Source organism: Arenibacter aquaticus (assembly GCF_003957295.1).
GTDB classification, from domain to species: domain Bacteria; phylum Bacteroidota; class Bacteroidia; order Flavobacteriales; family Flavobacteriaceae; genus Arenibacter; species Arenibacter aquaticus.
Window position 1 is genome coordinate 513,115 of sequence record NZ_RQPJ01000003.1, and the last position, 24,790, is coordinate 537,904.

At 40.3% G+C, this 24,790-nt stretch carries 14 protein-coding genes; all 14 read right to left on the reverse strand.

The features are described from left to right. Positions 1-5: 5 nt before the first annotated feature. The 14 genes from EHW67_RS08860 to EHW67_RS08920 all read right to left on the reverse strand — a co-directional run bounded on the left by EHW67_RS08860 (position 6) and on the right by EHW67_RS08920 (position 24,247). On the reverse strand, positions 6-1,136 hold the full coding sequence (locus tag EHW67_RS08860) for a sulfatase-like hydrolase/transferase (protein WP_202911938.1): 1,131 nt from the start codon (positions 1,134-1,136) through the stop codon (positions 6-8). After that, complete coding sequence (locus EHW67_RS20855) at positions 1,097-1,534, reverse strand: sulfatase-like hydrolase/transferase (protein WP_202911939.1); 438 nt, start codon at positions 1,532-1,534, stop codon at positions 1,097-1,099. The genes EHW67_RS08860 and EHW67_RS20855 overlap by 40 nt, the downstream gene beginning before the upstream one ends. A 129-nt stretch (positions 1,535-1,663) precedes the next feature. Beyond that, entirely contained in the window at positions 1,664-3,202 is a 1,539-nt protein-coding gene (locus tag EHW67_RS08865) for a RagB/SusD family nutrient uptake outer membrane protein (protein ID WP_126162016.1), read from the reverse strand. Positions 3,203-3,221: 19 nt separating this feature from the next. Beyond that, positions 3,222-6,335: a SusC/RagA family TonB-linked outer membrane protein gene (locus EHW67_RS08870; protein WP_126162017.1), complete on the reverse strand. Its 3,114-nt coding sequence runs from the start codon at positions 6,333-6,335 to the stop codon at positions 3,222-3,224. Between the two features lie 357 nt (positions 6,336-6,692). After that, entirely contained in the window at positions 6,693-7,622 is a 930-nt protein-coding gene (locus EHW67_RS08875; RefSeq protein WP_126162018.1) for a sugar phosphate isomerase/epimerase family protein, read from the reverse strand. Between the two features lie 41 nt (positions 7,623-7,663). Beyond that, positions 7,664-8,227, reverse strand: coding sequence for a gluconate 2-dehydrogenase subunit 3 family protein (locus tag EHW67_RS08880; protein ID WP_126162019.1), 564 nt, complete (start codon positions 8,225-8,227; stop codon positions 7,664-7,666). After that, a complete protein-coding gene (locus EHW67_RS08885) occupies positions 8,227-9,939 on the reverse strand; it encodes a GMC oxidoreductase (protein WP_126162020.1) in 1,713 nt (570 codons plus the stop codon). The genes EHW67_RS08880 and EHW67_RS08885 overlap by 1 nt, the downstream gene beginning before the upstream one ends. Positions 9,940-9,979: 40 nt before the next feature. Beyond that, a complete protein-coding gene (locus tag EHW67_RS08890) occupies positions 9,980-11,482 on the reverse strand; it encodes an alpha-L-fucosidase (RefSeq protein ID WP_126162021.1) in 1,503 nt (500 codons plus the stop codon). After that, positions 11,479-13,083, reverse strand: a complete 1,605-nt coding sequence (locus EHW67_RS08895; RefSeq protein WP_202911940.1) for a sulfatase family protein — start codon at positions 13,081-13,083, stop codon at positions 11,479-11,481. The genes EHW67_RS08890 and EHW67_RS08895 overlap by 4 nt, the downstream gene beginning before the upstream one ends. 104 nt (positions 13,084-13,187) lie before the next feature. Further along, positions 13,188-14,630, reverse strand: a complete 1,443-nt coding sequence (locus EHW67_RS08900) for a twin-arginine translocation signal domain-containing protein (protein WP_126162022.1) — start codon at positions 14,628-14,630, stop codon at positions 13,188-13,190. Positions 14,631-14,637: 7 nt separating this feature from the next. Continuing rightward, positions 14,638-16,350, reverse strand: a complete 1,713-nt coding sequence (locus EHW67_RS08905; RefSeq protein WP_126162023.1) for a glycoside hydrolase family protein — start codon at positions 16,348-16,350, stop codon at positions 14,638-14,640. 79 nt (positions 16,351-16,429) lie between these two features. Further along, complete coding sequence (locus EHW67_RS08910) at positions 16,430-17,998, reverse strand: sulfatase-like hydrolase/transferase (RefSeq protein WP_126162024.1); 1,569 nt, start codon at positions 17,996-17,998, stop codon at positions 16,430-16,432. A gap of 19 nt (positions 17,999-18,017) precedes the next feature. Beyond that, positions 18,018-19,538, reverse strand: coding sequence for a sulfatase (locus EHW67_RS08915; RefSeq protein WP_126162025.1), 1,521 nt, complete (start codon positions 19,536-19,538; stop codon positions 18,018-18,020). A gap of 659 nt (positions 19,539-20,197) precedes the next feature. Further along, the gene (locus EHW67_RS08920) at positions 20,198-24,247 is read right to left on the reverse strand and encodes a hybrid sensor histidine kinase/response regulator transcription factor (protein ID WP_158285107.1); all 4,050 of its coding nucleotides are present in this window, start codon (positions 24,245-24,247) and stop codon (positions 20,198-20,200) included. Between the last annotated feature and the right edge of the window lie 543 nt (positions 24,248-24,790).

The window sequence follows — 24,790 nt, forward strand, 5'->3', positions numbered from 1 at the left end:
TCGGATCAAAGACGTTGTACTGAATACCCCTGCACTCTATACCGCTCCAGAGTCCCTTGTAAATCTTCTATGATTCCAGGGTTTTCATTATAGAGATTATTTCGCTGTTCAGCATCCTTTTCCATGTTAAATAGCAAGCCAGGAGTTGTAAAATCTGTATACCCCTTTAGATCTTTAAAAGATTGGGGCATTTTAGAATGTTCTCCAGAGGAGGCATTAATATAAAGCCATTTCCCTTTTCTGAGACCCCAGACATTCTTGTAGGTGTTGTGTACCGTAGCTTCCCGAAAAGGGGAGTTATATGTTCTGCCCATAAGTATGGGTGTTAGGTCGTAGCTGTCCGGTGCTGCATTGTGGGGTACTATTATGTTGGTTATGGATGCAATTGTAGACATAATATCTACTTGGGATATAACTTCATCGGACACCGATCCTGGAGCGATGTGGTTTGGCCATTTAATAATAAAAGGCACATGGTGACCACCTTCCCAAACATCGCGTTTTAGTCCCCTAAAATTTCCCATGCTAAAGTGGCCGTATTTTTCAGCCCGGTCAAAGGCATATCGTTCCGGACCGTTATCTGCAGTAAAAATCACAAGGGTATTCTCTTCCAACCCTTTTTCCTTAAGGGCTTTAAGTACCTGTCCTGCCACCCAATCCGTTTGATAAACAAAATCCCCATAAGGTCCTGCTGAGGATTTTCCTTTGAATTCCTCGTTCGGAATAATGGGAGCATGCGGAGAGGGTAAGGCGAAGTATAAAAAGAACGGCTTTTTACTATCCTGCTTCCCTATCCAATCTACCGTTTTTTTTGTAAGTGTAGGCAAAACTTCATAAGGGTTCCACCCTTCTACTTTGGGACCAGGTCTAAATTCCCACTCCCCCTCGTCTATATCAAAACCTATATTATGGGGATCCATTGTAGCTGTTGGCAGTTCTACAAATCGGTCATTTTCCATCCAAGCATAGGGCGGAAAATTAATGGTTCCATCTCCAAAATAATAATCAAACCCCCTGTCCAAGGGACCTCCAGTAATAGGTTGGCTCCAATCTACATCCTCAGGGCGATAATATTGACGCATTTTTCCCCATTGCTTTACTTCACCTGAGGGATCATTTTTAAATTCCAGTTCCATCCCAAATGCCACTTCCCTATACAAGCGGTTTGATATCCATTATTCTTAAGAACTTGTGGAAGGGTAACGTCAGTCTGGTCAAAAAAAGGTCCTCCAAAAGAATCTATAATACCGTGTTGTCTACGCCAGTGATAGGTGCCGGTCAGCAGGGCGTACCTACTAGGGGAACATATTCCCGAGGAACTATGTGCATCACTAAACCGCATTCCTTCTGCAGCCAAGCGATCCAAATTAGGGGTTAAAATTTTGGAATCTGGATTTTGGGCATTAAGATCACCATAGCCCATATCATCGGCATAAATAATAACAATATTGGGCTGTTGACCTTGAATTTTGGAAAATAATCCCAAAAATAAAATAATTACAAATACTGAAAATCTGTTCAGGTAATAAATCATTGGGTAAAGAATTAAGTAATATAAATCCATTTAAGGAAAACTACATAAGAAATTTAATAAAAAAAGCCAGAAAACCCTGAGGCTTCCTGGCTTACAACTAACAACTTAACTAAAACTCATAATAAAATACTAATAATCCGGGTTTTGGTCCAAGGCATTGTTCTTGTCTATAGCACTTTGTGGCAATGGCCATTTATAGTGTTTAGGTAAGAAAACCCTATTGGAAGCCACTTGTGGATCATAAAACCCGTTGAGGACTTCTTCTGCTATACCCCAGCGCTTTAAATCAAAGTAACGTAAACCTTCAAAGCTCAATTCATATCGTCTCTCGTTGCGGACTATTTCCCTAAGTTCGTTTGCGCTGGTGGTGGTAATTTCAGGATAATTATCGGTATCACTTACTGCCACACCATAGGCTCTTGCCCTTACTTGATTAATGGCGTCCAGCACGGAACTATCTATATCCCCATCCTCTATTTTCCCTTCGGCATACATTAACAGTACGTCCGCATAGCGAATATGAACATAATCTGTGGCTTCGGTGGAATTCTGAACCAAGGAAGCCCTTGTTTCGGGAGTGGTCCATTTTAGGAGGCCATAACCAGAAAGGGTTTTTTGCTCTATTTCGGGGTTCCATTCCCCTTCTTGTACGATCTGCGTTAATCTAGGATCCCTATTTTCCAGAGGGTTTTCCGGATCGTATTCCGGAGATTCGTCAATAGGAAGTCCGTCAATGGCCTCAAATGAATCAACGAATTGTTCGGTTGGCTTTAAGGTTCCCCAAAAACCAAGCATCACCTCGGTGCCCCACGGCTGAACCTCTCCAGGAGCATTGGTATAAATGGTAGAAAAGATTATCTCCGGGTTACCTGCCTGACCACTATCTACAAACAGACTGGAATAATCATCGGCCAGTTGAAAGTTTCCTTCGTCCATTACTTCTTTCGCTGCAGCCGCTGCCTGTCCGTATTTATTTTGATACAAATACGTCCTTGCCAATAGGGCATTTGCGGAACCTTTTACTACACGGCCATTGGTATAGGGCGCTTCTGGCAAATTGGAAGCAGCGAAGATCAAATCGGCTTCAATTTGAGCAAAAACTTCTTCCGCTGTGCTTTTTGGTAATTCCTGATTGTCTAAAGTGGTAGACTCCAACCTTAACGGCACATCACCATAAGTAGTCGCCAGATAATAGTAAAAGAATGCTCTAATAAAAGAGGCTTCTGCCTTCCATTGATTTAACTTGGAAGTCTCTACGTTCTCCACTTGATCTATATTGGCCAAGAAAAAATTACAGGTCTGAATTCCTTTGTAACAGATACGGTATAATTGCAAAATTGCACCGTTATTACCTCCTGTAGTAGGAGAAAAAGTACCATCTATTATTTCCCGGAAACCATAATTAAATGTTTGGTAGGCATCATCGGTCAGGGCATCCCAATTGGGTTTGATGGAAGGGGGCCAGGCTCTTTCTCCTTTAATGGCTATTAAATTGGATTGGAGGTTACTATAAACCCCGGTTAGGGCCAATTGTGCATCTTGTTCCGTAGTCCAGAACCCCTCTGATGAGAGCTGGGAAGAAGGTTGTTTATCTAAAAAATCAGAATCACAGGAGCTGATTGCCAGCCCAAGGATCAGTAAACTAAATATTTTTATACTTTTTTTCATCTTGCTATTTTTAAACTATTTAGAAGGACATGTTTATACCTAAGGTTAGGGTTTTTCTAAATGGATATGCATCCACCCCATTAGCTTCAGGATCTACTTTGATTGGATAATCTTTCTGAAAAGTTAGATAGTTCTCGGCAGCGACATAGAATCGTAACTTATTAAATGGGGTCTTATCTATGAGTTCACTAGGGAATGTATATCCCAAGGTTACGTTTCTAAGTCGTAGGTAAGAGGTGTCCCATAACCAAAAAGAGTTTGTATAAGCAATGGACCTGCGTTCTTCAGCTGTCTCGTAATAAACAGCTGGCAACCTGGAATTTGTATTCTCTGGGGTCCAGGCTTCGGTTAACCAAGCAACATCGGCTCCACCGTCTTGTCTAAAGGGATCTCTTGCGATGTAATTTTTGGTACCTTCAACACCTTCCCAGAACATTCTAAAATCAAAATTCTTATAGTTGGCTGAAAGATTTAGCCCATACACAAAAGCTGGGTAACGACCATCAATATGAATACGATCTTCTCCGTTGACCGTGCCATCTCCATTTTGGTCTTTTAATTTAATAAAGCCAACCTTTCCGGGTTGTGGCTGTGAGGGTGAGTTGTCTATTTCTTCCTGACTCTGGAAGTACCCATCTGCTTCCCACATATACCAATCCTGGAAAGCGTAGCCTTCCTCATTTATATTTCGATTTTGTATCTCGGGCTCGCCAAAAGTTTTAAGCCTATTTTTAAACCAGGATACATTTCCATTGATACTATATCTAAAATCATCTCCCACCATATTGTCATGTCCAAGTACTATATCCCAACCTTTATTGGTCATGGCCCCCTGGTTCACTACTGGAGGGTTAAGTCCACTACTCTCATCTACTTGTAATTGACGTAGAATATCTACAGTTTCCTTTACATAATAGTCAATGGATCCGTGTATTTTTCTGTTGAGTAAGTTAAAATCGACCCCAAAATCGGTTACGGTAGTGGTCTCCCATGTGATATCAGGGTCCACCAAACTAGCCAGGCCAACCCCGGATAGGACACTGCTACCGAATGGATATCCAAAATTGGTAAAGGATAATGTAGATTGATAAGGGTATATTCCAGAATTCAATTCATCATCACTTAAGTTGATCCCGATATTCTGGTTGCCCAATTGTCCCCATGAACCTCTAAGTTTTAACTCGTTGATGGCATCTACTTCTTCTACGAAGCTTTCCTTATCCAATCTCCATCCTGCGGATACCGAAGGAAAAATCCCCAGCCTATTACCTTTGGCAAACCGAGAACTGATGTCTCCCCTTAGGTTTGCTTCCAATAAATATTTTTCTTTATAGTTGTAATTGGCCCTACCGAAAAAACTTTGGATCGCCCAACTTTCCGAAAAACCTGTTGTAAATTGATTTTCCGAATTGGCTCCCTCCAAGTCGGTTATCTTTCTACTGGGAAGACCAGTTCGTTGAGATCTGGTAAAATTGCGATCAAAACTCTCCTGGCTATAACCTCCAAGAATTTTAAAATCGTGATCCCCGATGAGTTTTGAGTAAGTAAGGGTAGAGAACAAGGTAATTTGTTTGCTCCATACATTATCCACTGTTAATTGAGAAGGGTCTCTAGTACTTCTTAGGTATTCTCCAGTTCTATAATTATACTCATCGTATTGGATGCGTTGGTTCTTATAAAAATCGTAATCAAATTTATAAGCACCTTTTGTACTCCAAACGAGATCATCGGTAAATTTTACGTCAAAATAGGCATTGCCATTAAAGTTATATTCATTTAGCACTTCTCCGTCTTGAACTTCCAATTCGGCAATAGGGTTATTTCTGGTGAAACCCTCATCGAAACCAGGAAATTGTGGGTCGTTACCAGAAAAGGCCTTTCCTGAATAATGACCTGTACCATCAAGGGTATACACACCCCAGGTAGGTCTAACCCTAAAAAGGTTAAATAATATGGAGCCATCTCCTCTTGCCCCAGTGGTCTTTGAGGTTACCCCAGAGGCAGTACCTCCAATAGTTAATTTTTCACCTATATCCGACTTCACGCTTAAAAAGAAATTGTTCTTTTCAAACCCAGTAGACCTAATTATACCTGGCTGATCCCAATTGCCCAATGAAAGGTTATAACTGGTTCCATCAATAGCACCGCTTGCCGTAACAACATGGCGTTGAACAATGGGATTTCTGGAAGCCTCATTGAACCAATTGGTATTTGGAAAAGCAGGATCCCCATTGGCATTCCTGTAAGCGTCTATGACTTCCTGAGGATATGGATTGGCTGATGCGCCAGGAGTATTTATTACCGCTTGGTTCAAAAGGGTCATAAAATCGGCAGAATTGGAAATCATTTCAGGTACCCTGGTAAAGGTTTCTGTAGTGACACTGCCGTTGTAATCTATTTTAAAGTTGTTACTGCCACCAGTTTTAGTGGTCACCAAAATAACACCGTTGGCTGCCCTTGATCCGTAGATTGCAGCTGAAGAAGCATCCTTAAGTACAGAAATGGAGCTGATCACGGTTGGGTCCAAGTCCTGTAGGTTTCCCTCTACCCCATCAATAAGGACCAAAGGGCTGTTGTTACTACCAAATGAGTTGAGACCCCTTATCTTAATATTAAGCCCTTCATTACCAGGAGCACCACTGTTCTGTGAAATTTGAAGTCCTGCGGCCTGTCCCTGAAGCGCTTGGAATGCATTTTGCACATTTCTATCCTCCAAAGCCTCACTATCCACAGCAGTTACGGAACCAGTTAGGTTGACCCTCTTTTGTTGACCGTAACCCACAACTACCACTTCATCCAATTGACTGGCATCTTCGGCTAGGGTAACATTGATAGTTTCTTTTCCTTCAACTGGAACCTCCTGGGCAATAAAACCGATATAGCTAAATACCAATGTGGCACTACCTTCGGCGCTTATGGAATAATTTCCGTCAAAATCGGTTTGTGTTCCAGTAGTAGTACCCTTTACCAAAACATTGGCTCCAGGCAATGGCATTCCACTTTCATCTACTACAGTTCCACTGATGTTTTGATTCTGGCCATAGGTCTGTAATGTTGCAAAAAACAACACCAAGATCCATACGCTTTTGCGAAACAGAATCGGTTTGTTGGTTACTAGTTTTTTTTGTTTCATAAAATGAATTCTGAAAATTTAGTTAGTAATTAATAATTGAGTTAAAATTATTGTAGCTGATCGTCAGCGGCTATCACAAATGATTTTAAATAGGTAACATATATTTAAACTGCTTTAATGCTTTAAAAATAGTTGTGGCCTATATTTGATTTATATGTTTGTCTTGAATGGCGGATTATTATATGTTAACTTATTATTAACATTACAAAGCTAAAACCAGAAGAATATTTAGTGTATCTCTCTATACATTTCTTGTATCCTTGCATTCAATAGCCTTATAATCATTACATTAGAAACCAAAGAGTAATACTCTAAGACGTTTGATAAGACCATTATCTAAAAGTCATACGGGATAAATTATACAATACTACCAGCCTTTAACAATAAGTCTCTTGTTAGGATCACCCCTTCTTTTTCCGAATGGGTACTTCCTTCATATTCGATACCAATATAACCGGTATAGCCAGATGCCTTTACCGTACGCAGCATTCTATAATAATCAATGGCAGTTTCGTCTCCTTTATCGTTAAATTGGTACGATTTGGCACTAACACCTTTGGCAAATGGAAGCAATTCTTTTATTCCCTGGTATTTATTGTATTCCTCAAGACATAGCTTGTCCTCTCCTTTTTCTATACAGAAATTGCCAAAATCTGGTAAAGTACCACAATTGTTGCGATCTACTTTTTTCATAATGCTCGCCAGCCATGATCCATCTGATGAAAATCCGCCATGATTTTCTACTAGGATATTAATATTCGCCTTTTGTGCAAACTCAGCTAACCTATTCAAGGAATCAAGACTTGCCATAGCCGCTTCGGTTTTCTTTATCCCACCGCGCAGATCTACCCTTATGGAATGGCACCCTAAAAACTGGGCTGCCTCTACCCATTTATAATGGTTGGTGATGGCTTTGGAACGCTCGGCCTTATCTGGGCTGGCCAGATTGCCTTCCCTGCCTACCATAATCAGAAGGTTTTTAACCCCTTCATCCTCTGCCCTAGCGTTCATTTGCCGTAGGTAGGAGTTGTCCTTTGCTTTGGTTGAAAAGAACCGGTTAACATATTCCAAGCCCTCACAACCAAGACTTCTGGCCTTTGCGGCAAACTCCAGGTGGTCCATACTCCCATCAAACAATGCCCTGTGAAAGGACCATTGGGCCAAGGATATTTTAAAAAAGGGTTTTGTATATGGGGTATTTGCCAATAACTCCAAGGGAATTGCCCCAGCAAGGGAGGCCAAAGCCCCCATTTTCAGGGATTGGTTTATAAAATTTCTTCGTTTCATTTGGTCTGTTATTTATGAAGTCTACTAAGGTTTAGGGATGTTTAAATGGACCACGCTTTACCATCTGTTAATTCATCCAGGTCGCCGCAGGGTATGTATTCTCCAGGGACTGGTAAATAGGCCAAGACTTCCTCTGCTATATATTCATTACACTTATATGCCCATACCGTTAAATCCCTGATTTTTTTGGCGTACCTAAACTCCGTACCGCTTTGTGGCTGTAGGGCGCTAAGCATTACCGGGCCAAGATCTTCCGTAGTGAGTTGTTCTGCTTGTTCTTTATTGGAATTGTTTAAGGCAAGTTCTGCTAATTGATCCAAGGTGGACCTGAAATTTAATTGTTCCTTTGTATCCATTACCTCTTTGACAAAGCTGTCCAAAAAAATGTGGGCATTGACTTCTGATGCTGAAGGAGTGTCTGTTTTTGGCAATATGGCATCAACCAATGTCCTTAGTACCGAACCCTGTTCCTGCGTAAGGAATTCAGGTGTCCAAGCCTGTTTTCCCTCGTTCTTACAACTTTGCATAAGTCCTAAAAGTGTTGGTGTTGCCACAACATACCCCAAGGACTTACCCATTTGTATCAGTGCTTTTCTTCTATCCATTATATATTTCCTTTTTTAAGTTCTTGTGCTGCATGATTTGCTGCCCTTGCTGAAAAGGCCATGTATGTAAGTGATGGGTTAACACAACTTGAGGAAGCCATGAAGGCTCCGTCAGTAATATATACATTGGGTACGGCATGTACCTGGTTATGTCCGTTTAGGACAGAAGTTTTGGGGCTACGGCCCATTCTGGCCGTGCCCATTTCGTGGATACCATGCCCTATGGTGTATTTGCTATTACGGGTAGTGATATCCCGGAATCCCGCTTTTTTCAACATTTCTGCAGCGTTTTCCACGATATCTTCGCGCATCTTTAGTTCATTGTCCCTTATATCCGCATTGAAATTTACGGTGGGCAAACCCCATCCGTCAAGTTTGTCATAGTCCAGTGTCATTCGGTTGTCCCCATAGGGTAGAATCTCGCCAAAACCACCAACACCCATGGTCCATCCACCTGGTTTTAGTATGGCTTCCTTTAAGTCTTTTCCCATAGATAGTTCGGCCACGGCGTCCTGCCAATTTTTGCGACTTGCGCCTCCTTGATATCCAAATCCCCGGAGGTAATCCTTACTTTTTGATCTGTTATCCAAATTTTTAAATCTAGGAATGTAAATGCCACCCGGTCTTCTACCTTTATAGTATTTGTCCTCAAAACCATCGAATTTACCACTGGCCCCGGCGCCCAAATGGTGATCCATTATGTTTCGACCTACTTGGTCCGAATCATTGCCCAACCCATTAGGGAAACGATCAGATTTTGATTGCAATAAAATAGAAGCCGATGCTATGGCGGAAGCACATAAAAAGATCACCTTGGCTTTAAAGACCAATTCTTCCTTGGTAAGTCTGTCTATTACTTTAACACCAGTCGCTTTTTTGGTATCGGGATCATAGATAACCTCTGTAACGATAGAATCTACCCTTAGGGTTAGGTTACCAGTACGCTCCGCAGCAGGCAGTGTTGATGAATTACTGCTAAAATATCCTCCAAAAGGGCACCCTCTAACACAACGATTTCTAAATTGGCATTTGGTTCTACCTTCAAATTGCTTGTCGCCCGTAATATGGGCAATTCTACCCGCGGTAACAGGGCGACCTTTGAAATTTTCGGCCACCTTTTCCTTAAAATGTTGTTCTACACAATTGAGTTCCAACATAGGTAAAAATTGTCCGTCCGGTAGTTGTGGAAGACCCATTTTTTCTCCAGAAACCCCAATAAAGGTCTCTACCTTGTCGTACCAAGGGGCAATATCCTTATAACGTATTGGCCAATCAACACCGTGACCATCCTGTTTATTGGCTTCAAAATCCCATTCGTTCCATCGATAGCTGTGTCTGCCCCATTGTAGGGAACGCCCTCCAACGTGATAGCCACGCATCCAATTAAAGGGTTTGGTCTCCTGGTAGGGATGTTCCAAATCGTTGACAAACCACATATGCGATTCGGCCCTTGTCAAACGAGGTGTCCTTCCTTGTTTTAATTGTTTGGCCTTTTCGGCCTTGGGCAATTCCCCTCCATGTGGAAAGTCCCAATCATCTTTATTGGCAGTCACATAATCCGTTATGTGGTTGATCATTCTACCTCTCTCAAGTACTAAGGTCTTTAGGCCATTTTCGCAAAGTTCCTTTGCTGCCCAGCCGCCACTTACCCCTGTGCCAACCACAATGGCATCATAGGAATCCTGTTCCTCATTATAATAAAATTTACTCATAATTTTGGTTATGTTTTTATGGATGTTTTAAAGATTGTTGTTATCTGTTCGTAAATGCTATTCTAAAAGAGTAGGCAGCCTCACAGGGTTTATCCCCTTCGATCTTGAGACGAAGCCCCTTTTCGGTTTGTTTCCAATCAATAGTATTATCCCCACTGATCATTTCAACCATCTTTATCTTGCGAGCTTCCAACGCGTTGTTCTTGGCCAAGGATTTAATCAAAATAACTCCATTGTCTGGCCATGCCAAGGCAGTTGCGTATAGCTTTCCATCTCTGGTGGTAAAACGAATATCCTCGGCCCCCGATTGCTTGTTATTCTTTTCTGAATGATGGCCCGTACTCACTTGGGTAGGCCCCTCTCCAAATATTTTCCATGGTCTGGTGTCATAGATGGCCTCTCCGTTCAATTGTAGCCAATTGCCCATTTCGACCAATATTTTCTTGGCCTCATCTGGAATAGTACCATCCGCTTTAGGACCTACATTCAATAACAGACATCCATTTTTACTTACAATATCAATTAATTCGTCCAAAAGATAGTCGGAGGATTTATATTCCTCATTTTCCACATAACCCCAAGAAACTTTACCTATTGATGTATCGGTTTGCCATGGATATTTGTAAATACCATCCATTCTGCCGCGTTCTATATCCAGTACAATAAGATCCTCTGGAAAGGATTTGTTACGCATATTCTTATCTTGGAACACCACGCCTTTATCCCATTCCAAGCCTTTATTATAGTAATAAGAGAGTATTTTTTTATGCATCGGTTCAAAACCAGGTTTGTCCAGCCCAAAGTCAAACCAAAGCAGATCGGGTTGGTATTGGTCTATTATATCGGTAGTCCGATTCCACCATAGATTGAGGAATTTTTGGGTCGGTAGTTCGTTTCCATCCACAGGTTCGCCATATAAGTCATAGAATTCTGGGTCATTGGTATCCCAAGAAGGGTCGTCCTTTCTATAGTATATGCGGTGTAGGGCGAAGTGAGAGGATACTCCAAATTTCATACCTTGTGCATAACATGCCTCTTGGAGCATGCGCATCACATCTTTTTTGGGGCCTGTATCCAGCACATTCCATCGGGTATAATTGGATGCATACATGGCGTAACCATCATGGTGTTCAGCAACGGGGACCACATATCGTGCCCCAGCTTTTTTAAAAAGTGTGGCCCATTCTTGGGCATCAAAATTTTCAGCTTTGAATTGTGGAATAAAATCCTTATAACCAAATTTTGAAGGTTCCCCATATTTTTCCCTGTGATAGGTATATGGCTTTAATCCTCCTTTCTGCCATTTTGGGTCATAGATCCCTTTCGGATACTTTTCACTGCTGTAGGCAGGAACAGCGTAGGGTCCCCAATGTAGAAAAATTCCGAACTTGGCATCATGGAACCAATCTGGAATTTCATATCCATTCCTGATAGATTCCCAGTCCGCTTTGTACTTTTTGGCTACCTTGACTTGGGCAAATGCCAATAGCGAAAAGAATAAAAGAGCAGTACTAAGGATAATTTTTAATTTCTTTAAATTCATAATTTTTTAGCCAACTTGTTTTTTTTGTTCTTTTTCTTTCTTGCCATAAGGCCAATTGTAGGTCTCGGAATTTTATCAGTGGGGCCACGCATTACATAAGGTTCCCATTGCTCCCTTACCTTTTCCCATTCATCTAGACTACGGGTAGGATACCAAGCAGGCCATCCAACGGTATTAAAATCATAATTCTTATGATTTTTTGTTATCCATTCATCTACTGTAGAAAACGGATTCTGGTCGGGAAAAACACCGGTAGCCCTAAACTTTTCTGAAACACCTTGATCATTTATGACATATTTTCGCCAGTATTCCAGTTGGTTTATCAATTCCTTTTTTACTACTGCATATTCGGGATTTTCAGCTATGTTATGTACCTCAAATGGGTCATTTTGTATATCAAATAGTTCTATTTGGGGTTTGGTTTCGGCAAAAAACAATGACTGTTCTGGAGTAAGTAATCCCTTCATATACAGTATGTTCATCTCTGCTAAAACAGGGTATGCCCCTTCTTTATATTCGTTATACTGACAATAGGGCCGTTCTGGCATTAGGTTTAGGATTAGTTTAAATTCCTTGGTTCTAATAGCACGCATGGCATCATGCGTTTCATCCATTTTGTCACGGGCAGAAAATATGTATTTTCTATTCTTGATTTCATCCCCTAAAAGGTTTTTTCCATGCAAGGGAACTGGAGGGGCAATACCTGCGGCTTCAAGAATAGTTGCGCCAATATCAATAGACATGACAAGGTCATCACTTACCTGCTTGGGTTCAACTTTGCCAGGCCATCGCATGATCATAGGTATTCGCGTTCCACCATCGTACAAAAATTGTTTGCCACGTATGTGGCAACGACCGTGATCTGCTATAAAAAACACAATGGTATTATCGGCCAGGCCTTCGTCATCCAGCCGTTTTAACAAACTACCTACTTCTCTGTCTACCAATTGCATTTGTTCCAATCCATTGGCCCAATCACGACGAATAAAAGGGGTGTCCGCATAATAAGGGGGAAGCTCAATGTCCCCAATGTCAATGGGCCTTTCATGGTCCCGTTTCCAAGAACGGTGGGTACCTGCAAAGGTAATTCTGGCAAAGAAGGGTTGATCTGGCTCACGTTCCGTCCAATCATTCGTATTCATAAAGAGCTCCTCCTTAGTGTCCGGAAGAAAATTCATATCTGTTTTCCAGCTCATCAGGGTGGTGAAATATCCTGCTTCCTCAAATAATTTTGGAATAGGTTTTACGCCATGTGGCAAAGGCTTCTTATGATGCTCTCGGTGTTGGTGGGCACCAATGTAGTTTTGATGGAAACCGGTCATCATTGCAGAGCGCGAGGTGGAACAAACGGGAGAGGTAGTAAATGCAAGATTATATCGAATGCCTTCTTCGGCCAATTTATCCACGTTAGGGGTATAGATTCCTTTTGTTCCATAGCATGAAAGGTCTGGACTCCAATCTTCAATAGTGATCCATAAAATATTGGGGCGATTATCCGTCATTTCTTTTTTCGTCTTTTTGGATTCATCGGCACAGGAGGCTAGCAATAATAAGTTCAAGAACATAAAAACACCCACAAGCGGTTTAACGGAAGAAAACATAAGAAGAACTGATTTAGTTTATTTTCAAAAGAAATAGAAATGCGCCAAACCGGTGTATCCAAGCATCAATCCAATGTATCTATGAGTACAACTGACCCTTAGGCTTATAAATAAAAGTCAGAAATGATATTGCGAGGTCCTTTTTCATAATCCCATAGGTAGTCTCCGGTGGCTTCGACACATTTTTGACTGATATGCTGAGGTAGTACGGAAACCAAAGGATAGCCTGTTTTGGATTTGAACATTGCCAAGTGTTGTAAGTATTTTTCTTCCGTGATATCCTTTTCGGCATTTCCACCAATATGGTCAAGGTTGATACCACGTCCGGGAGAGGATTTGCAGGAAATTTCATAATGTGTTTTTACACGGGCGGGCCAATCGTATTTATCGTTCAGCCACACATCATTGGTACGGGTTACATCGGTAAACTTGGTAAAGAAAATATCGGGAACGTGAAATTCCATTTCAATAGTTTCGTCTATACCTTTTGCTGCTTTATAAAGTTCTTTGTGTATGTGCAGCATGTCCGATTTTGTATTGTAAGACATATCGATCTTAAACTTGCGTACCCCCATTTTATGAAAGCGGTGAATGGTCTCCGTAGCGTACTCAAAAATATCCGCTTTCGGGTTTAGCCATCGTACCCCCTTGTCGTATTCCGTTTTGCCTTGTACCCTATAGGCACCCAAAAGATTCGGATTGTTCTGGGCCGCTATACTGGAGCCGTGAATTTTTGGAAATGCTATCCATAGGCCGGGAGTGAATCCTTTTTCATTAATGAGGTCCATGGTTTTTCTAAAATCGGGAAATTTTTTAGGGTCCGGATGCCATGAGCCGTAACCAGAATTTAGGCTACCGTCCGGAAATTGGCCCCAGCCATGGTCCAAAGTCATTTTTCCCTTAGGATATCCGAATTCGATAATTTTATCCAAATACTTTGCTACAAAGTCGTGATTCAATAAATCAAAGTGCCCTTTAGGAACATTGGATTGTATTTTCTGCTCTACCCAAGTGCAATACTCCACATCGGCCCAGAAATGCGGATATAGCTTGTAGGGTTGAATGTTCAACCGTTGCATCATTTGAGTATTGTATGCCTTCCATGCTTGGTCGCCATCTCCGTTTTCATCAATAAAAAGCTCCTGTCCTTCGGGAACGTTTATGGTCAATGTTTCTTTTCCATCAAAACTGAAAGTTGAATTTTCAAAACCGAAAGTAGTCATAAAGCCAACGAATTTACCGGCGGTGTCACGGATAATAGGCGAACCGCTCATGCCACTGGCAGGAGTGGTAAATGGGTTATGGGTAAAGGCATCACTTAGAAAATAATAGGCATCACCACCTTTTTGAGCAGGGGTGCCATTACTATTGTACGGGCAGAATAAGGGTTTTGTAACTTTTATTTTTATTTGCTCACTTTTATTTATGCCTTTTAGGTCAAAAACCTCAAAATGAGAGCTAGCGACCTTTGCTGCCAAGGGAGCAGAAACACCTGCTAAAGCAGCACCCATACCAGCCTTTTTTATAAAGTTTCTTCTGTTGTTCATATTGATGTTATTCTTTTAAGGTTATGGTTTTGGTGAAGTTTACGGTATGGCTCCCATCTAGAATAATGGTACTTTTTATGCTATAGCTTGTCCCTTTTTTCAATTTAGCTTTACTACTAAGGGAAACTGTAGACTCCTCAAACGGTTGAATTGGTTCCAACTTTCCGGCAGCTATTTCTATTTCCTTTCCATCTATTGGAAGTGTGAGTCTAATTTCTGCATCAGAGGAAGCTACTTGTCCAAAATTCTCTACTATCACTTCTATATCATATCCTTTAACAGTCTTTTTAAAAACTGGTGACCTAGCAGATAGAATGGGTTCTATATATTTCACCTCTGGTAATCGGGTGTATCCAAAAAGCAATTTTCCATTTTTTTCTTTGCCCAACAATTTCCCTGCAAAGTTGTCGTTGGTAAGGCCGTTACCTTTGCCATCAAAAATTAGAATAAGGTCATCACCTGATTTTTCTGTCCGCTTTATTTTACTTCCCTGTCCGTAGTTTACTTGTTCCGAAGCACCAAAGCGTAGGGAGTTTAAGTCAATATCCGCTTGCGGATTAAAATCCCTCTCTGCCTCTATTTTAACCCGAATCTCTTTTGTCTTTGATGTGATTTTCTTCTTGTTTAATACAGAGAGTAATTTGTCTTTTACCAGAGGAACAACAATTAGTTTGGAACTGTGGTTATCATTGGGCAAATCTTCATATTTTAAAGTATCTATAACGGCAAAATTTGCAGCAATGGCCCGTCCTTTATCATCTTGCAGCATGCGAATACGTTCGTATTTATGCCAGTCTTCCTTTAACCCGTTTTCATGAACCGATATTCCCGGCATATAAGCTTCACCTGGTTCTACTTTCCAATTCACGCCATTTTTAGAGCGCAGGTACCAGGCGATCCTGCCGAGCCAGTCGTTCACAATGAGATGGTATTGTACGCTGTCTTTCCAGATTACTGGGTCTTCATATTTTCCTTCTACCGGCGGATATACCGATTTCTCGCCAACCATATTCCAAGTGGACAAACCATCTTTGCTGAACCATGTGTAGCCATGGCGGTTTACCATTAAGAATGAGCCGTCTTCACGTTGCGCAAAGGTGCAGTTGTGCATAAAATTGGAGGCATTTGAGGTTTTACGGTCACGTTTGTCGAATTCAAATTGACCTTCTTGCCAGGGGCCATTAATATGCCGGGCCACATAATATTTATCTATGACGTAGAGTACATATCTTCCTTCTTTTGTCCTGTACCATGTGGGGTTGTGTCCATGCCCCACTTCCGATTGTATTTTGAAAGGCCCAAAAGGGGATTCGCTCACCCCATGAACTACGCGGCTATTATGATATGCCATGTGACCCTTTTCGGCAGTTTCTGGCCATCGACAAACAAAGAGATGATATTTACCATCTTCCTTTTCCTGCAAGGTATTGCCTCCCCAATACGACCACCGCGGACTTTCCACGCCATTGTTGCTGTCTCTGGGGATCACATTGGGTGCTCCCCAAGTATTTGAAGTAATTCCCCCGAGATCGGGCATGGGCAGAAATCGATCCATAAAACGGCCGCCTAGAACAAGTTTGCTCCACTCAACTGGACGCTCTCTCTCTACGACCATTTCATGGGCTTCTTTTTTTTGTTTCTTCGGTATCACCTTTTGTTGAGCATGCGAAATTGTAAAGGTCATTAAGAGAAAAAGAATGGTAATATATTGTTTTGACATTGGTTAAGAAGTATTTAGTTATAGGTGTTTACTATATAGGGTTCGGTGCCTAGTATTTAGAAAACTCGCAGGGAGTGAGTCAAACTCTTTTTTGAATAGGCCCTATGCCATTTCTCCAGTTTTGATTACATTCTCTATAAAGAATAGCCTTTAATTTTTCTGTTTTTTGCGGATGGTCTTTGGCTAAATCTTTCACTTCTTCATAATCATCTGGTAGGTAATACAGTTGAAAAACATCTTCTTTAAGATAATACCGGAGTTTCCAGCCATCTTGGGTGACCAAAGCGGGGCCCATTTTTGAAGAGTAAACGGTGTAATCCCGTAATTTGGGTTTCCCTCCAAAAAGAGCTTTTGCATAAGAAACTCCATCTTTTTCTCTTCTTTGCGGGGTACCTACAATTTCGGCAAGTGTATTCAGAAAGTCATAATTGCTCACCATTTGATCAGAAACGCCGCCGGCTTCAATTTTACCTTTCCAATACCAAAACAAGGGAACTCTTACGCCACCTTCCCAATTGTCACGCTTTTTTCCGGACATACCATCATTACCGTCAAAAATATCTCCAGCAACCAGACTGTTAAAGCGCGTAATAATATTATCAAATTCTTCCCCTTTTACATTTACGTTGTTTTTTGAGGTACGTCCTTCTTCGGGATAATAGATTTCATGACCGTTGTCCGATGTAAAGACGATAATAGTATTGTCTATAATTTTCATTTCTTCCAGTTTGGAATAAATTCGGCCCACATCGTCATCCAGCATTTTAACCATAGAAGCATACTCTTTTTCCCATTGGGTCAAGCTGGGGTTGTTTACCAATTCCGGATGCACCTGGGGAACCATAGTAGGCCCGTGGGGCAATTGTGTGGGGAAGTATAAAAAGAAGGGCTTGTTCGTTTTTTTTGGATGATTGTCATCCATAAAGTCCAGCATTTTTTCCATGATAATATGCTCGGAATAGACCGCTTTCCCTTCCATATTCCAGCGGTCCTTAAAATTTGTGGGAGAGTCATATTCAGTGGTTTTGGCACAATCTATATGTGTATTTCCAGGGATGTCTATTTTTTTACCATTCTCAAAAAGAAAGGAAGGGTAAAACCCGTGGCATCGCACATGGTCATAATATCCAAAGTGATAATCCCAACCATGGCGTTCCAAACGTTCTGGAGTGGTAGCGAAACCCCATTCCAATTTCCCGAACTGCCCCGTGGTATAACCTGCTTTCTGGGCAATTTCGCCCAAGAAAACTTCGTCTTTTTCTGCTGGAAGTGCTACTTGATGGATTTTAGTCTTTATGTCGTCTAGGGTCAAACTCTTATCCAGTTCCTTATAAATACCTGCTTTCACAATGGTCATGGCATCACCTCCATGACAGTCGTGCATTCCGGTCAGTAGACTGGCCCTTGCAGGGGCACAGTATATGGCGCCATAGGCTCTTTCAAATTGCATACCTTCTAAAGCCAGTTTGTCAATATTGGGCGTAGTCAGCATCTTTTGTCCGTAAGTACCCACCATACCACGGCCAAGGTCATCGGCATAAATAAGTACTATGTTGGGTTTTTGAACTTCTTTTTTTTGGGTCCAACATGAGGAAACAGTAAAAAGAATTAAAAAAATATGAATTGAAAACTTCTTGGTAAGGTTCATTGGTTAGAACAGTTTTAAGTTATTTGGAGAGAATGGAATTTGGAGATAGTGGCACTTTGTTTGAAGCTCGCCATGCAACCAGCTCATCCAGTAATTTTTGTGTTGTTTTGGCGTGGTCCTGGGCCAAGTTCTTGGTTTCTTTGGGGTCTGTCTTTAGATTATAAAGTTCTAGTTTTCCATCTTTCAAGAATTGGATCAGTTTGTAATCTCCTTTTCGGATTACGAAACACGTGCCATGTTTGTACTGGCTAGCCAAGTGCCAGAACAAGGGGCGTTGCTTAAAATTACGATTGTCCTTTTTAAATAGGGTGGAAAGGGATTTTCCATCTAATTGTCCTTTGTGGGCTACATGGGCCACATCCATTAGGGTGGGGAAATAATCTATTACTGCAATAGGAATTTCAGTTCTTCGGGCTCTTACCTTGCCGGGCCAGTGAATTAACGCAGGTACTTTTATTCCGCCTTCATAAATTTCACCTTTGGCTCCTCTCAACTTTAGATTCTCTGAGGCTATGGGGTGGTAGCCGTTATCTGAGGTAATAATTAAAACAGTATTCTCTTCTAGCTTATTTTTTTTGAGGTACGCCATGATTCTACCAATGTTCTCATCCATAGATTCTACCATGGTGGCGTAACTGGCCATCCGTTCTTTATTTTTCCCTATTCCTTGCCCTGTTATGGGGTCCCCTGGTTTGTTCATGTATTTATTAAAAAGTACGTCATTTCTATTCTTTATTGGACGATGAACCGCATAGAAATGGAGGTTGACCAAAAACGGAGTGTTTTTATTATTGTCCATAAATTCAATAGCGTCGTCAGCTAATCTATCCGTAAGCCATTCATCATTGGGTTTTGGAGCTATGAACGGATTGCTGAACGGAGCGCGATACCCTCCTCGTTCACTTTTGTAGCCTCCTTTTTCTAAGGCAGGATCACCTCTAAAGGTGCCACCAACATTTTTAATAAAGCCCCTGCCTTCTGGATAAAATTGTTTTACAGCTTGGGTCTTATGGTTTTCTACCCAAGTGAAATCCCCCGCTTGGGGTTGGTCCAGTCGTTGCTGTATAGGCCAGTTCATTGCCAATTCTTTTTCGGGATAGGGCCCCACAATGTGCCATTTACCCAAATGAATGGACTTATATCCCGCTTCAGCAAGGGGTTCGGCGTAAATGGGGTGTTCCTTTTCAACCGTCCATCTAGAAAATATATTCTCTTGAGCATCTCCTTTCTCTAATACGGGAACCGTGTAAACTCCAGTCCGGAAGGATTGTTTCCCGGTGAAAAGTGCGGACCTGGAAGGCGAAAAAGTAGGATACATATAGGCATTGTCAAATACCAAGCTTTCTTTGGCCAAAGCATCCAAGGCAGGGGTCTCAAAATAGGTTGATCCATTAAAGCCAACATCGGCATAACCCAGGTCGTCAACAAGTACAAAAATGATATTGGGTTGCTTTTCTTGGGCCCTGTTGACCCCAAAAGACATTAGGAATATCAGAAAAAAATAATACGAACCCTTTTTTAAATACGTAGTGTCAAACATTTATTCAATTTTTTTAGTGTACTTGAGAGGAGGTAATCGTTTTCCCGTTTTATAGTCCAATCGCTTGCCGTAATAGATATAATTATCAAATATATCTCCCTTACCCTGTGTCCTGGGATCACCCTAGATTATACCCCCTATACAAGGCATCGATATTCTGGTTAACGGCCCGCCAAACACCATACATGCCAGCAAAGGGCTCTTCATAATTTTCGATGCTGGAATTGAGGTTTATACCAACTTCCAAACCAATTTTATCGAATTTCGTAGAAACATTGCTTCGTACGTTAAAACGCTCGTAGTTTACAACGTCTTTTTTTTAGATACTGCCTTCATCTACATAACCCAGCGATACAAAATAGTTGGTTTTTTCACTGCCCCCGCCAAAAGCATTTCAGTTCATTTTTTTAAGGATTATGTTGAGTTGATTAATACATTATTTCTGCCAAACAGTAAAGTGTTCAGCTTCTTGATTCTTTGTTGCTTCAAAGGTATTTTTTACAAATTAAGAGATGTATTTGCAAGTAAATTTTATGTATTTACCAATCAATACGCGAAAGTAGATAGGGAGAAAAAAGGCAATGGAGAATTAAACAAAAGCGACTTATTAGACTTTACCGATCGCTAGATTTTATTAGGAAAAGGATGTGTTTTATACTTTATTGATCTAGAGAATCTACATACTTACCAGGTGACACCCCATAAGTTTCTTTAAACAGTTTACTAAAATGGGTTCTACTTTTAAAACCGGTCATAGTATAAACATCGTTTACCGAAACGTCCGGCTCTTGTACTAACAATTCTGCTGCCCTTTTTAAGCGGTACATCTTAAGCATTTCAAAAGGTGTTTTGTTGGTCAATGCTTTTACTTTTTGATAGAAATGGGTTCTATTTAAGTACAACTTCCGGGCAAATTGATCCATGTCCAAATTCTGATTGTCCAGGTTTTCCGCCATTAGATGATACAGTTTTTCCAGGAAGGCGTTGTCATTTCGGCTATTGATATTATTGTCTTTAGTAAGAGGAATACCAATTTCAAATCTTTCCCGTAAACGTTGTTTATTTGTAAGCAAAGCCTCGGTGCGGGCCACTAACTGTCTGGCATCGAAAGGCTTTTTTATATAAGCATCTGCACCGTCTTTGATGCCTTGAATTTGATTTTCTATATCTGCAAGGGCAGTAAGTAAAATTACGGGTATATGACTTGTCTTCACATCAGCCTTTATTCGCTTACATAAATCCAATCCATTCATAAGTGGCATTTGTATATCACTGATCAATAGGTCTGGCCATTGATCATCCATAGCATCTAAACACTCTTTACCGTTAGAAAATGTTTTCACCTTAAAGAACTTAGAGAGTACTTTGGAGACATACATGCGCATGTCTATATCATCTTCTGCATAAAAAATTAGGCTTTCTGAATGCTCTCCACTTGTTTTAATCGTTGAAATTTCAGTTTTTAAAACAGTGGCTTCTGAGTGGGCAACTGCATTTTCAGCATTGATAATTGCATTTTCCTTTGAAGCTTGATCTTGAAGGGATTCTTTTTTTACAATAGGCAATCGAACCTGCATAGTTGTACCAACACCCATTTTACTTGTGACCTCTAGGTATCCATAATGCATTTCAACTAACTTTTTTGAGAAGGCCAAACCTATACCAGAACCTGAAGAATGTACGTTTTCTATTTTCTTAGATTGGTAATACCTCTCAAAAATATGGGGCAAGTCATCAGCATCTATGCCTCTACCCGTGTCTGTAACTGAAACAATAAGATCTTTGTCTTCACATTGGTATGCAATGGTTATATTATCATATATAGCCGTATATTTAAAGGCATTACTCAAAAGATTGTTGAAGATCTTTTCCAATTTATCGCGATCAGCAGACACCACAATATTATTATCTGGAGGTACTACGGTTAGTTTTTTTTCGCTATTGTAAGCGAGGTATTGGAAATCGACCAAAATTTGGTCAAGAAATTCGTTAAAATAAAATCTTGAAAATTCCATCTCCATTAAATTGGCATCTACCTTTTCAAAATCATGTATCTGATCTATCAACTGACCTATTTTTTTGGATTGACGTTCAACTATACCCAATTTCTCTCGGGAGTCGGGATCATTTAGAAGACGTGAGGACAACTCCTTTATAGGCGCCGAAATTAAATTTAACGGCGTTTTCAGCTCATGTGAAATATTGGCAAAAAATCGAAGTTTGGCCGCATTTATTTCTTTTACCTTATCTTTTTCTATTTGCTCCAATTGAATGTTATGGTGTAACGACTGAACCTTGAGTATATAGAAAAGTACAATACCAACTATCAATAAGGCCAATAAAATATAAAGGACATAAGCCAAGGGTGTTTTCCAAAAAGGAGGGTGGATAGAAATACGTATTTTCATAGGTTCAGTCCATTCTCCAATAGAATTTGAGGCAGACACCTCCAAGGTATAGTTACCTGGTTGTAGACCATTATAATTAATAAACCGCTGGTCTGAAGTGGATTGAAACCAATTTTGGTCAATTGGTATAAGACGGTATTTTAAAAAATGATTCTCAGGAGATGTATAGTGCAAGGAAGTTGCCTCTACACTGAAAACGTTCTCATCGTATTTTAAATTTAAGGTTTGACCATTGTGCAAACGTTTATCGAGTACTACCCTACCCTGAACAGAATCTTTAGGCTTAACAGTACGGTTGTAAATTTTAAAATCTCCAAATTCAAGATTAGGCAGTTTTTCGGACTCTTGGATTTTTGTGGGATCAAAAAAAGTGAATCCTTCTAGACCCGACAAGACCAACTTACCATTACCTAAATGTTCTGAGGAATACCAAAAATCTTCAAATGGCAGCCCCTCTTCAGTGCCGAATATCCTAAATTTTTGCTTATCCGGGTAAAACTTGTTCAAACCTATATTGGTAGCAATCCAAAGGTTGTTCTGGTTATCAACATTAATGCTTTTAACCACGTTATTGGATAGACCATCCTTTTCGGAAAAGGGTATAAATCTTGGTGTGGCATCACTATTCTCAACCTTACAAATTCCTGCTCCTTCAGTGCCAAGCCATAATTCTCCACGGTTGTCCCTTAAAATAGCAGACACAAAATTCTTAGGCAGGTCTCCACTATTTTTTCCCGCTCTAAATTCTTCTATTTCGGCGTCTTTTAAAGGGGGATCCCCCTTAATATTTACCCTAAAAAGCCCATCTTCAGCGGTACCTATCCACAAAAAATCATAAAGGGGGTCCAAATAAACATATCTAGCCAATGTTAGTTTAAAATCTTTAAAAAATGGATTGTCGTTTAAAGACTCTATATTTTGTATGTCGGCTTTAGAATCGAGATTTATTTTAAAAACACCATTCTTAGCCCCTAACCACAGATTGCCGCTTTTATCCTCGGTTATTTTATAAGCCTCAAGGTCTAACAAATCAGAATCTCGCCCTGCATTAGCCAATATTGCTTCTGATGATCCGGGATCAACCCTAAAGTATCCCTTTCCAGACACTTTCAGCCAAGTGCGCTTTTTCGAATCAACGAAAACCAAAGAAATTTTGCTTTTCAGTTTTGGATCCATTTTAAAGGGTAATGAATCATACCCATTCTTTTCGGTATTGAACAGCACCAGTCCACCATTGTTTCGAGTCACATAGAATCTATAGTCATCTAATGGAGCCAATTTAATGGAATGCCTATTACTGATTCCAAAATTATAAGGTGTGTCGTGTGCAAATTCCAAAAAGGGAGATTCTTGAAGGTTAAACCTATAGACCCCTTTATCAAAGCTACCTAACCAGAATCCGCTGTTTTTGGCCAAATGGAAACAACTAGTTCTAAGCTGTCGATCTTTATAAGCAAAAACGGTATGATCAACTATGGCATTAGATCCTAAAGCATCCATATCATCAATACGAATAGCCCCGTTTGTAAGTGTCCCCAACCACAAGTTTTTATTTTGGTCCAAAATAGAACTATTAAAATTGAGCTCTGGGAAAATAGTATGACCAGTAACGCTATACTTATAACCATTTGCACTTTTAGCTTGTGAGATTATTATAGCTCCCGCATCTAATGTGACCAAAAAGGAGGAAGCATCCAAGCTAAGTAGCGAAGTGCAGTAATCAATTTTCTCTGAAAATAATCTTGTAAAAACAAACTCTTTTAAATCTAAAGAGAGAAGACCCACTGAGGTTGCATACAAATAAGTATAAGTATCCAGTTGCAATGAACCATAAAATTCAACGGCACCATTTTGGTAAAATGCCGTAGGCGTATACTCCTCTTTCAGCTCATAATCTTCATTAAAGGCCAATAGGCCATATTTTTCGGTGGCACAAATTACCAGCCCCAACTCTTCATTTACCGTAATATCACGAACAACAGGACCCTTCAAGGCCTTTGTGGCCATTTGGTTTGAATACACGTCGAAAAAATTATCATATTGATAATCGTAAACGGAAATACCTTCATCGGTACCTATCCAAATATTGCCTTTACTATCTTCTTGAATGGACCTAACCCGGTTACTCGCCAATATATTTTTATCAAGTGTGTTTTTATACGTCTCAAACGTATAACCATCATAACGATTGAGGCCTTCATATGTGCCAATCCATATAAAACCACGAGAGTCTTCCAAAATATCAGTAGTCCCATTATGTGCCAGCCCTTCAGAAATGGAAAGGTTTTGTACGTCTTCCATATCCATTTTTTGGGAACTAAGCACCCAAAATGAAAGTAAGGCAAAAAATGTGGTGAATATATATTTAGACATATGTCAATTCCAACGCAAAGCAGTTTTTCTCTCTTCAAAATAAAAGAAGCTAAAAATACGAAAAGTGAATCAAAAGCTGATTCCCTTCTGGCATCTTAGTTAGTACCCTTTCAGAATATACGCACAATGATAGGCTTGAGGTGAAATTTTATAACATGTCCATTTCCAGTAGGCCGATCTTCCAATACTTTTAGTCTTTTCATCCGGACCGTAGCCTTCACTAAAATATCTTAGGTTGGCTAACGGGTATTAATAGCAGCATAATAACATTGGGGTTTAGACGCATGTCTCCTAGTTTTCATAGAATTAATACAGTTTTTCTCAGTTAATTATATTCAATTCAACAACTTTTTCGAAGCCCAAATACCCGCATTATAGTTGTAAAAAAGATACAGATATATTATTGGGTATTTTATAGGATCTACTAAAGATTCCAGAATTGACCTTGGTTTTCAATTATCCAAAAACGAA

What these genes read in the sequence shown, in the direction of transcription:
- EHW67_RS08860 (WP_202911938.1), bottom strand. Translation starts at nt 1,136, where the DNA reads ATGGAACTGGAATTTAAAAATGATCCCTCAGGTGAAGTAAAGCAATGG.
- EHW67_RS20855 (WP_202911939.1), bottom strand. Translation starts at nt 1,534, where the DNA reads ATGATTTATTACCTGAACAGATTTTCAGTATTTGTAATTATTTTATTT.
- EHW67_RS08865 (WP_126162016.1), bottom strand. Translation starts at nt 3,202, where the DNA reads ATGAAAAAAAGTATAAAAATATTTAGTTTACTGATCCTTGGGCTGGCA.
- EHW67_RS08870 (WP_126162017.1), bottom strand. Translation starts at nt 6,335, where the DNA reads ATGAAACAAAAAAAACTAGTAACCAACAAACCGATTCTGTTTCGCAAA.
- EHW67_RS08875 (WP_126162018.1), bottom strand. Translation starts at nt 7,622, where the DNA reads ATGAAACGAAGAAATTTTATAAACCAATCCCTGAAAATGGGGGCTTTG.
- EHW67_RS08880 (WP_126162019.1), bottom strand. Translation starts at nt 8,227, where the DNA reads ATGGATAGAAGAAAAGCACTGATACAAATGGGTAAGTCCTTGGGGTAT.
- EHW67_RS08885 (WP_126162020.1), bottom strand. Translation starts at nt 9,939, where the DNA reads ATGAGTAAATTTTATTATAATGAGGAACAGGATTCCTATGATGCCATT.
- EHW67_RS08890 (WP_126162021.1), bottom strand. Translation starts at nt 11,482, where the DNA reads ATGAATTTAAAGAAATTAAAAATTATCCTTAGTACTGCTCTTTTATTC.
- EHW67_RS08895 (WP_202911940.1), bottom strand. Translation starts at nt 13,083, where the DNA reads ATGTTTTCTTCCGTTAAACCGCTTGTGGGTGTTTTTATGTTCTTGAAC.
- EHW67_RS08900 (WP_126162022.1), bottom strand. Translation starts at nt 14,630, where the DNA reads ATGAACAACAGAAGAAACTTTATAAAAAAGGCTGGTATGGGTGCTGCT.
- EHW67_RS08905 (WP_126162023.1), bottom strand. Translation starts at nt 16,350, where the DNA reads ATGTCAAAACAATATATTACCATTCTTTTTCTCTTAATGACCTTTACA.
- EHW67_RS08910 (WP_126162024.1), bottom strand. Translation starts at nt 17,998, where the DNA reads ATGAACCTTACCAAGAAGTTTTCAATTCATATTTTTTTAATTCTTTTT.
- EHW67_RS08915 (WP_126162025.1), bottom strand. Translation starts at nt 19,538, where the DNA reads ATGTTTGACACTACGTATTTAAAAAAGGGTTCGTATTATTTTTTTCTG.
- EHW67_RS08920 (WP_158285107.1), bottom strand. Translation starts at nt 24,247, where the DNA reads ATGGAAGACGTACAAAACCTTTCCATTTCTGAAGGGCTGGCACATAAT.